This window comes from Micromonospora sp. NPDC049799 (assembly GCF_040656655.1).
In the GTDB taxonomy this organism is placed as follows: Bacteria; Actinomycetota; Actinomycetes; order Mycobacteriales; family Micromonosporaceae; genus Micromonospora.
Window position 1 is genome coordinate 1 of sequence record NZ_JBFAMU010000193.1, and the last position, 9,016, is coordinate 9,016.

At 65.9% G+C, this 9,016-nt stretch carries 7 protein-coding genes and 1 other RNA gene; 5 read left to right on the forward strand and 3 right to left on the reverse strand.

From position 1 onward, the window contains the following. The 3 genes from AB0I76_RS16175 to mctP form a co-directional block, all read left to right on the forward strand. A partial coding sequence (locus AB0I76_RS16175; RefSeq protein ID WP_357035387.1) for a histidine phosphatase family protein occupies positions 1–708 on the forward strand: 708 nt, incomplete at its 5' end. Positions 709–867: 159 nt separating this feature from the next. Further along, positions 868–1,125 (forward strand): DUF3311 domain-containing protein, encoded by a 258-nt coding sequence (locus tag AB0I76_RS16180; RefSeq protein ID WP_357035390.1) that lies wholly within the window; start codon positions 868–870, stop codon positions 1,123–1,125. Next, positions 1,125–2,771: a monocarboxylate uptake permease MctP gene (mctP, locus tag AB0I76_RS16185; protein WP_357035393.1), complete on the forward strand. Its 1,647-nt coding sequence runs from the start codon at positions 1,125–1,127 to the stop codon at positions 2,769–2,771. Before AB0I76_RS16180 ends, mctP begins: the two co-directional genes overlap by 1 nt. Positions 2,772–2,860: 89 nt before the next feature. Here mctP and AB0I76_RS16190 read toward each other — a convergent pair whose 3' ends face one another. Together AB0I76_RS16190 and AB0I76_RS16195 are read right to left on the reverse strand one after the other, a co-directional pair. Beyond that, positions 2,861–3,622, reverse strand: a complete 762-nt coding sequence (locus AB0I76_RS16190) for a sulfite exporter TauE/SafE family protein (RefSeq protein WP_357035396.1) — start codon at positions 3,620–3,622, stop codon at positions 2,861–2,863. A 22-nt stretch (positions 3,623–3,644) separates the two neighbouring features. Continuing rightward, the gene (locus AB0I76_RS16195) at positions 3,645–4,235 is read right to left on the reverse strand and encodes a GNAT family N-acetyltransferase (RefSeq protein WP_357035399.1); all 591 of its coding nucleotides are present in this window, start codon (positions 4,233–4,235) and stop codon (positions 3,645–3,647) included. 122 nt (positions 4,236–4,357) lie between these two features. On the opposite strand from AB0I76_RS16195, the gene rnpB reads away from it, so the two are divergent. Both rnpB and AB0I76_RS16205 read left to right on the forward strand, forming a co-directional pair. Continuing rightward, an RNA gene (gene rnpB / locus AB0I76_RS16200) (RNase P RNA component class A) lies at positions 4,358–4,772 on the forward strand. Between the two features lie 730 nt (positions 4,773–5,502). Next, positions 5,503–7,356, forward strand: coding sequence for a hypothetical protein (locus AB0I76_RS16205; protein ID WP_357035404.1), 1,854 nt, complete (start codon positions 5,503–5,505; stop codon positions 7,354–7,356). A gap of 94 nt (positions 7,357–7,450) precedes the next feature. On the opposite strand, the gene AB0I76_RS16210 is transcribed toward AB0I76_RS16205, so the two are convergent. Further along, the gene (locus tag AB0I76_RS16210; RefSeq protein WP_357035407.1) at positions 7,451–8,575 is read right to left on the reverse strand and encodes a pentapeptide repeat-containing protein; all 1,125 of its coding nucleotides are present in this window, start codon (positions 8,573–8,575) and stop codon (positions 7,451–7,453) included. Positions 8,576–9,016 lie beyond the last annotated feature (441 nt).

Here is a 9,016-nt window from a genome sequence, read left to right on the forward strand (position 1 = left end):
GCGGCGGCCCGGGCGTCCACCGCGCGGACCACCGGTACCGACCCGGCGACCGCGCCGGCCTCCTGGGAGCCGCGTCCCAGCTTCACCGCCACCCGGCTGATCCTGGTCCGGCACGGCGAGACCGAGTACACCGAGCAGCGCCGCTACTCCGGCCGTGGCGACGTCCCGCTCTCCGCGCGGGGCCGGGCCCAGATCCGGGCCACGGCCGCGCGGGTGGCGGCGCTCGCCCCGTCCGCCGCGGCCGTCGTCAGTTCCCCTCTCTCCCGGTGTACGACCACCGCCGAGGCGATCGCCGAGGCGCTCGGCGGCCTTCCGGTACGTCGCGAGGACGACCTGATCGAGTGCGACTTCGGCGCCTGGGAGGGGCGCACCTTCGCCGAGGTGCGGGAGCGCTGGGCGGGGGAGATGGACGCCTGGCTCGCCTCGACGCGGGTGGCTCCGCCGGACGGTGAGTCGTTCACCGAGGTCGCCGAGCGCGCCCGCCGGGCGATCACCGCGCTGCTCGACGCGTACCGTGGCGAGACCGTGGTGGTCGTCTCCCACGTCTCGCCGATCAAGCTGGTGCTGCGCGACGCCCTCGCGGCCGGTGACGCGTTCCTGCACCGCCTCTTCCTCGACGCGGCCGGCGTCTCCGTGGTCGACATGTGGCCCGACGGCGGCGTCGCGGTCCGCTCGGTCAACGACACCGCGCACCTCACCGACGCCTGAGCGCCCAGCCACCTCCGTGGCCCCTCCCGGAGGCCCGAGCCGTTCGGCGCAGCCGACCGGCCGTTCAGCGCACCGGGGTCCACCGCTCGGCTGTGACGGCGTTCACAAGGTCGTAGCCTCCGGCCGTTACACGCGGATCACGACCCGGAGGTGTGTCGCATGGCCCTACCCGAACCGGCTACGCCCGATCCGGAGACCCGCCTGACGGCGTCGTCCCGGGCGAAGGACAAGAGCCGCTGGAACTGGTTGCTCTTCATCCCGATCGTGGTGCCGCTGATCCCGGCGTTCTTCAACGCCGACTCGCCCCGGGTCTTCGGCTTCCCGCGCTTCTACTGGCTCCAGCTCGCCTACATCCTGCTCGGCGTGGCGACGACCACGCTGGTCTACCAGATCACCAAGAAGCGGGGTGACCGCTGATGTGGCGCGACCACCTCACCGAGATCATCGTCTTCACGGCGCTCTTCCTGCTGGTCAGCGCCATGGGATTCGTCGCGGCCCGGTGGCGGGCGCCCAAGGACATGGCGCACCTCGACGAGTGGGGGCTGGGCGGTCGCAGCTTCGGCGGCTGGATCACCTGGTTCCTGGTCGGCGGTGACCTCTACACGGCGTACACCTTCGTGGCGGTGCCGGCCCTGGTGTTCGGCGCGGGCGCGATGGGCTTCTTCGCGGTGCCGTACACCATCGTCATCTACCCGCTGGTCTTCCTGGTGCTCTGCCGGCTCTGGTCGGTCTCGCACCGGCACGGCTTCGTCACCCCGGCGGACTTCGTCCGCAACCGGTTCGACTCGCCGGTCCTCGCGCTGCTCGTCGCGATCACCGGCATCGTCGCCACGATGCCCTACATCGCGCTCCAACTGGTCGGCATCGAGGCGGTGCTGAAGACGATGGGGGTGACCGGCGAAAGCACCGTCGCCAGGCACCTGCCGATCATCATCGCGTTCGCGATCCTCGCCGCGTACACCTACCAGTCGGGGCTGCGCGCGCCGGCGCTCATCGCGTTCGTCAAGGACACGCTGATCTACATCGTGATCCTGGTGGCGGTGATCTGGCTGCCGTACAAGCTCGGCGGCTGGGGCGACATCTTCAACGCGGCGGACGCCAAGTTCGACGCCTCGCCGAACCCGAACGACGGCATCCTGCTGAACGCGAACAACCAGCTCCAGTACGTCACCCTGGCGTTCGGCTCGGCGCTGGCGCTCTTCCTCTACCCGCACAGCATCACCGGCGTCCTGGCCAGCCGGAACCGGGACGTGATCAAGCGGAACATGTCCGCGCTGCCGGCGTACAGCCTGCTGCTCGGGCTGATCGCGCTGCTCGGCTACATGGCCATCGCCTCCGGCGTGAAGCCGCTGGCGGGTCCGGACGGCACGGTGGACGGCAACACCATCGTGCCGGTGCTGTTCGACCAGCAGTTCCCGGACTGGTTCGCCGGCGTGGCGTACGCGGCCATCGGCATCGGCGCGCTGGTGCCGGCGGCGATCATGTCGATCGCGGCGGCGAACCTGTTCACCCGCAACATCTACAAGGAGTACCTGCGGCGGGACGCCACCCCGGCGCAGGAGGCGCAGGTCTCCAAGGTCACGTCGTTGCTGGTCAAGGTCGGGGCGGTGGCGTTCATTGTCTTCCTCAACCCGCAGTACGCCATCGACCTCCAGCTGATCGGCGGCGTGATCATCCTGCAGACGCTGCCCGCGGTGGCGCTGGGCCTCTACACCCGCTGGTTCCACCGCACCGCCCTGATCGCCGGCTGGGCGGTCGGCATGGCGGTCGGCATGTGGATGCTCTACCAGGTGTCCAGCCCGACCCGGAAGCACTTCGGCGGCTCGGCGTTCCCGCTGGAGAAGTTCGGCTTCGACACTACGATGACCATCTACGTCGGCTTCGTGGCCGTCCTGGTCAACCTGCTGGTCGCGGCCCTGCTGACGCTGCTGCTGCGGGCGGCGAAGGCGCACGACGGTGGCGACGGCACCACGCCGGACGACTACTTCGCCGACGAGGGCGATCCCCGCGTCACGCCGGGCACGACCCGCGACGCCGACGCGGCCCCGGAACCCGTCGCCTGAGGTGTAAGGAAGGGCCCCCGTCAACGCCTGGCGTTGTACAGGGGGCCCTTCTTAACGCGCACGCTCGCCGTGGCGGTTCGCGGCGGGAGTCAGCGGAGGGCGCGCCACAGGAGGTAGAGGCCGATGACCGTGCCGAAGACCACGATCAGGGTCTTCAACACCACCGGCGGGAGCCGGCGGACCAGCCGGGCGCCCGCGTACCCCCCGACGAGCGTCGCGGGCGCGACCAGCGCGACCGCCGCCCAGTTGACCGGGCCGAGCAGCGCGAAGACCACCAGCGTCGTGAGGCCCACCACCGCGGAGAGCAGGTTCTTGATCGCGCTGACCCGCGCCAGGGTCGCGTCGAGCACCAGGGCCAGGCCCGCCACCAGCATGACCCCGAGCGCCGCGCCGAAGTAGCCTCCGTACACCGCGGCGACGCCGACCATGACCTGCACGGTGAGCGTACGGCGGCGCGGCGCCAGGTCCCGGGGGTGCCCGACGAGCCGGCGCAGCGGGTCCTGGAAGGCCAGCACCGCGGTCGCCCCGAGCACCAGGAAGGGTACGACCAGCTCGAACGCCCGCGCCGGGGTGGCCAGCAGCAGCAACGCCCCGGCGATCGTCCCGAGGACGGTGGCCGGCACGAGCGTCGCCACCGCCCGCCGGCGCGGCAGGTCCTGCCGGCTGCCCGCGACACTCGCCACGTACCCGGGGAACACCGCCACCGAGTTGCTCACGTTGGCCGGCACCGGCGGAAGGCCCACCGCGATCATCGCCGGGAATGTGATGAGCGAACCCCCGCCGGCCACCGCGTTGACCGTGCCCGCGGCGAGACCGGCGGCGAGCAGCAGCGCGGCGTCGGAGAACTCCATGATCGGTGAGGCTAGTACGGCCTCAGGCGGGGCGCCCGGCGCCGGTGTCCGGCCGCGCCGCCCGCCACTCCCGGCCGAGCATCGCGTAGACCACCTCGTCGGTCCACTCGCCCTCGGTGAACTCGTTCTCCCGCAGGTGTGCCTCCCGCCGCATGCCCAGCCGCTCCAGGACCCGGGCCGACGCCGTGTTGCGCGGGTCGATCCGCCCGACGATCCGGTGCAGGTCCAGCCGGTCGAAGCCGACCGCCAGCAGCGCGGTCGACGCCTCGCCGGCGTACCCCCGCCCGCGGTGGTCGGGGTGGAGCATGTAGCCGACCTCGCCCTGCCGGTGCTGGGCGCTCCGCCACATCAGCACCACGTCTCCCACGAGCTGACCGGTCTCCCGTACGACGACCGCCAGTTGGAGTGAGTCGCCCTCCTTCGTCAGGGCCGTACGCCCCTGCCGCCGCTCCAGCACCGCCCGGGTGCCCTCCAGGTCGGTCGGCCCGCCGATGCTCACGTAGCGGTGCTGCTCGGGGTCGGAGAAGTAGGCGTGCAAGGCGTCCAGGTCCGAGGCGGCGAACGGCCGCAGGTCCAACCGTCCGGTCCGCATCGGGAACGAGGGCTTCAACATCCGCGCAGGGTACGCCCCGGCACGTACGGCGATCACCGCCTTTTCCGCCAGGCCCACCTGACGGCCGTGCCGGGGCGGCAATAGCCGCGGCCCCGGCGTCGTTAGGATGAGAGCGCGACGGACGAGTCGACCGGGCGGTCGCGTCGGCGGGCTCCGGCCCGCCGCCGAGGAACGTCCGGACTCCACAGGGCAGGGTGGTTGCTAACGGCAACCCGGGGTGACCCGCGGGACAGTGCCACAGAAAACAGACCGCCGGCCCGAACGGGACGGTAAGGGTGAAACGGTGGGGTAAGAGCCCACCAGCACCCCGGGTGACCGGGGTGGCTCGGTAAACCCCACCCGGAGCAAGGCCAAGCAAGGGCCGTCACCGCAAGATGACGACCCGGCGCAGACGTTCGAGGGCGGCCCGCCCGATGTCTGCGGGTAGGCCGCATGAGCCTGTCGGCGACGGCAGGCCGAGATGGATGACCGCCGCCGGTGCGGACCCTTCGGGGTACGCGCCGCGCACAGAATCCGGCGTACAGGTCGACTCGTCCGTCGCCCACCAGGTCAGCCGCTGTCACATAGCGGCTGACCTGCTGTTTCACCGGGCTTTAATGGTCGTCGTTGGTCAACTTTGGTCGGCCTCTGCCGGCCCCGTGACGGCCCGGACGGCCCAGAGACGGCCCGTTGAAGTGTCGGCTTCCGTCGGTCCTGTTTACGGGCAGCGGCGCATACGTTACTGATCGCACATGAAGATCCTTCGCCGGTACTGGGGTCTTGTCGCCCTGGCCCTGCTACTCACCGCCTGGTGGACGACCCGGGTGGGTCCTGGAGTGCTGTACCTGCTGTCGGGTGCGGTCGTGCTCTGGTCGTTCTTCCAAGCGCCTGCCTGGTGTGGAGCTGCGACCCGCAGTCGCGGTGGCTTCTGCCGGAACAACTCGCGTGGACTGCTACTCGGTTGCCACCTCCGTGAGCATCGGTGGCAGAAGTTCAAGATGCTGTTCTACTCCAGCCGGTGGGCGGCGTTCAGCCGAGGCACATGGGCCACACCCAGCGCCAAGCTCGCCACGGTGTCGGGCTTGATCGGAAGCGTGTCCGCCATAGCAACTGGCATCAAAGACTTCGCGTTGAGTTGAAGCGGAACTTAGAGCTGCTGCCGTCTTGCCGCTTCTGACCCATGTTGACCGCTACATCGGGCACGGCAAGGGCGCGAGGAGCGGGCGAGACGAGCATGTCGCGGAAGCGGGGGGTGAGTCATGCTTGACGACAAGGTCACAATGGGTGCGTGACGCAAGCTTCCCCAGCATCAGCCAAAAGTGTTCACGCTCCGGTTTTCGCCGACTCGCTCGTCTATTTCGTATATAACTTTAGCTCCAAACAGCCGCTCGACATCTACAAGACGGCAGATCGCCTCCTATCTGCGGGGCTGGCTGAGACGGTGGCTAGTCCAGCTTCTGACGAAGTGCGGGTAGCTCCTAGATACCTTGAGTTGTTGGCTTTGTGGAAGAAGGCGCATCAGATCCACGAAGTTGATGAATTGCTTGGCAAGGGAGACATTGGCAGCGTCTTTAGGCGACACCCAGGCTTGGGATTCAGGCTAGCTCGGGCTTTCCTTCGCGCTCGCATGAAGCGGAAGGAAGATGGGAGCGGTGCTGAGGAAAAGGCGGAAGATGTGGACGAGCCGATCACTGAGACTATCCGCCTAATTGAGGAATCCGTTGCTCACGCCCAAGCGCTCAACGCCATGCAGCAGAGCGTTGAGCAGAGGATTTTTCGTCCGAGCTATTTGAGTGACGAGCCGTACCTGCGCCTCCAACTGCGGGACTCTGTCCAATGGCGGAGTCTGCTTAAGGGCGGCCGGCGGCGACAGGCGGGCGACCTGGAAGACGGCTTGGTCGTTCAGGCGCTTCTCCTCATTCACAGGTCGGGCGTGATGCAACTGACAATTGCAGTGCGGTTGCCGGAAGACCTCGGCATGCAAGAATTCCGCGCGCAAATTTTCGGTTCAAGCCCCATGTTTGCTGCTTCGGAGATCGCCGCCCCATTCATCGAAGGGGCTGCGCGACACTGGGGGGAGAAGGACGATGGCAGGTGGCTTGGCGCATGGAGCGAGGAAGTTCATGCGGGCACTCGATGGCGAAGGATGGTCTTCGGATCTCCGTCTAGCGTCACTGACCTATTCATCCTCTATCAAGCCGCAATTATCGACGCGGTTGACGTCGACTTCTTCGACGAGTGGCAGTGCTACCCGGTCGTATGCATAGACGAGGTTGGGTGTTGCGAGGGCGTAGAGCAGACCTGGCTTGAGTCTCATTCGACCGAGCTAGTTCATTTGACGGGCGGCATGGGGGGCGATGTAACGCTGCGCAATAGCGCCTTAGCGGCCCTGAGGCCCTTTGAGAAGTCGATCGTAGACGACTACTCCTTATTCGTTTCTCCCTCAAAGGCGATACGGATCAACTGGAACGCGGATTCAGAGGGAGTATATTTTTCCGAGCATCTCTGGACACTCCTAGTCATCGAATCAACGCTACTCCAATACTGGCAACTCCGGGCGCTAGATGAGCGTCTATCCGACACGCGAGGTCGCGCCTTCAGCGTTAAGGATATCCAAGAGCAGGCTATCTACGGCTTGCAAGAGTTCCGGCATTCGACCCTCACGTTCGGCACGGCAATTGACATGGCTGACGACATGCTGAAGGGGTGGCGCGCTCATAAGCTGCACCAGAGGATATTGGAGGCGTTGAACCAGCTTCAGCAGTTGATGGCGGCGGAGGAGGCTAAGCGGACCGGTCGACGAGCGAATATCTTGGCAAGTGTTGCGGTAGTTGTCGCTCTCGCTTTCGGCTTGCCAGCAATTGACGAAACGCTGAAAATTGCAGCCGGCGTGCCTGATGCGGGATTCGCTGGATATCTGGCAGAGCCAGTAAAGCAGTTGGCGGAGCAGGGAAATGCTGGTGCCTGGAAGGGGTACCTTCTCCTGCTACTTGTCTTATTGGGAGCATGCCTAGCAGTGATCTATCGCCGCTCGTACAGGTTCCGCAAGCCGTCTGAGGAAAGTGCGGGCGTTGTGTGGCCACTCCGAACCTTGGAGGTTGTTGACGACGACTCCGAGGATGCGACCGGTGAAGGGCAGTGATTCAATCGGGTTGAGTCACGGCCACCGGGCGCGATGTCGGCTGGTGACGGACGCACGGACGACCGCTGCATCGGCACGGATCGGGCACGAGGGCCTAGCTGGCGTGGAGTTTCCCGTCTACTACCGTGTAGCTTCCTGGCCACAGATGGGCGGCGCTGCTGTTGACGACAGCAGCGCCTGCGAGGCGGATACCATCCTTCGCTTCAGCGGACGCGAATGAGGCTTTGCCGATGAATGTCGATTGAGAGAACCAGGCCCCTGCACCGAACTTGGCCTTGTTGAATATGGCTTCACCCTTGAAGGTCGCGCGATTAAATTCGCCGTCTATTGAGAACGTCGCACCAGCGAAGCTCGCCGTTCTTGCGAATGCGACGTCGACAAAGCTTGCGTGCCCACCCCAGGTCGTGCCACTGAAAGTTGCGCCTCCGAAGAACTTCGCGCCAGTGAAGTTGGCTTCATTAGTGACGCAGAATCTCCTGAATTTTGCATCTCCCATGAATGCGGCTCTGCGGAAATCCGCCCACGACACTTCACAGCTTCCGAAATCGAAGTTGCATAACGTCGCGCCGAACAAATCAATGCGCACGCCCGGCCAGAAGTCAAGCACTTCCTCGTCGTAGTCGTGCTTGGAATTCGGGTTGCGAAGATGCGCAGCTAGGCCACGCTGAATAGCTAGCCGCACCTGGAGCTCTTGCCGGACGCTGTTTTTTGTTTTAACAGGCAGCCGCTTGGGGGATGCTCGATCGGCGTCCCGTCTTTTATTCGAATCAAATACAGCAGAGTAGGAAAGCTCGCCGTCATCAAATTCGATATCGAACGGCATGCGCAGGTACCCGCATAGAACATCTACGCACATCTGCCGCTTGGCCGCCCAGTCCTCGGCCAGATTGAGCAATGAATAGGCCCCAGCTAGCCTTATGGCAGGCTCAGTTGAGCCCAGCTGTTCCGAAGCGGATTTGAATCGTTCACCGAACAACTTCACTGAGTCACGCGAATCTGACACCTTCGCAAGCAGGTGTTGCGCCTCATTGAAGCGCTGGCGGCGATAAGCCACCGCCAATGCTATTACGGCCCCGAGTCCGGCAACGATCGCAAGGGATATGCGAAGGCCGTTATAAAGCTCGGGCACACCAAGTGGTCCGGCTGCGGAGTCGATTTTTGGGCGGCCTAGCAACAACCAAAGTGCGCCACAACTAGCGATTGCAACGATGGCGGCCACAAGAATAGCCGATACGGCTTGCCAAAAGAGGGAGCCTCTGACTGTTAGCGACTCCTCCCGCTCACCCTGGCCCTTTGACCTCGCCGTAGACATAGTGGACACCTTGTCATAGACAAGCCTTTCCTTCCACTGCCATCCCGTCTGCCGTCGGCCCGCCCTCCTGGGGAGCGGGCCGCCGCCCGGCCCGCCACGTCAAGCGGACCTTGACGGCTCGTACGGACGCTGGCGGGTCGGGCGGTGGTCTGCTCGGCTCGCCCGGGTCGATGGCAGGCGGGGTGGCTCCTTCCGCAACCACCCCCGGACCGTGATCCGCCGGCGGAGCCCCGACCATCCTGGAGCCGGAGCGCCCCCGCCGGAGGCGCAGTAGCCGCAACCCCTGACCGCCGCCAGCTCGCCGACGCGGCCGACGTGCGCTCCCCTACGCCGCGCGGGCTCGTGGCC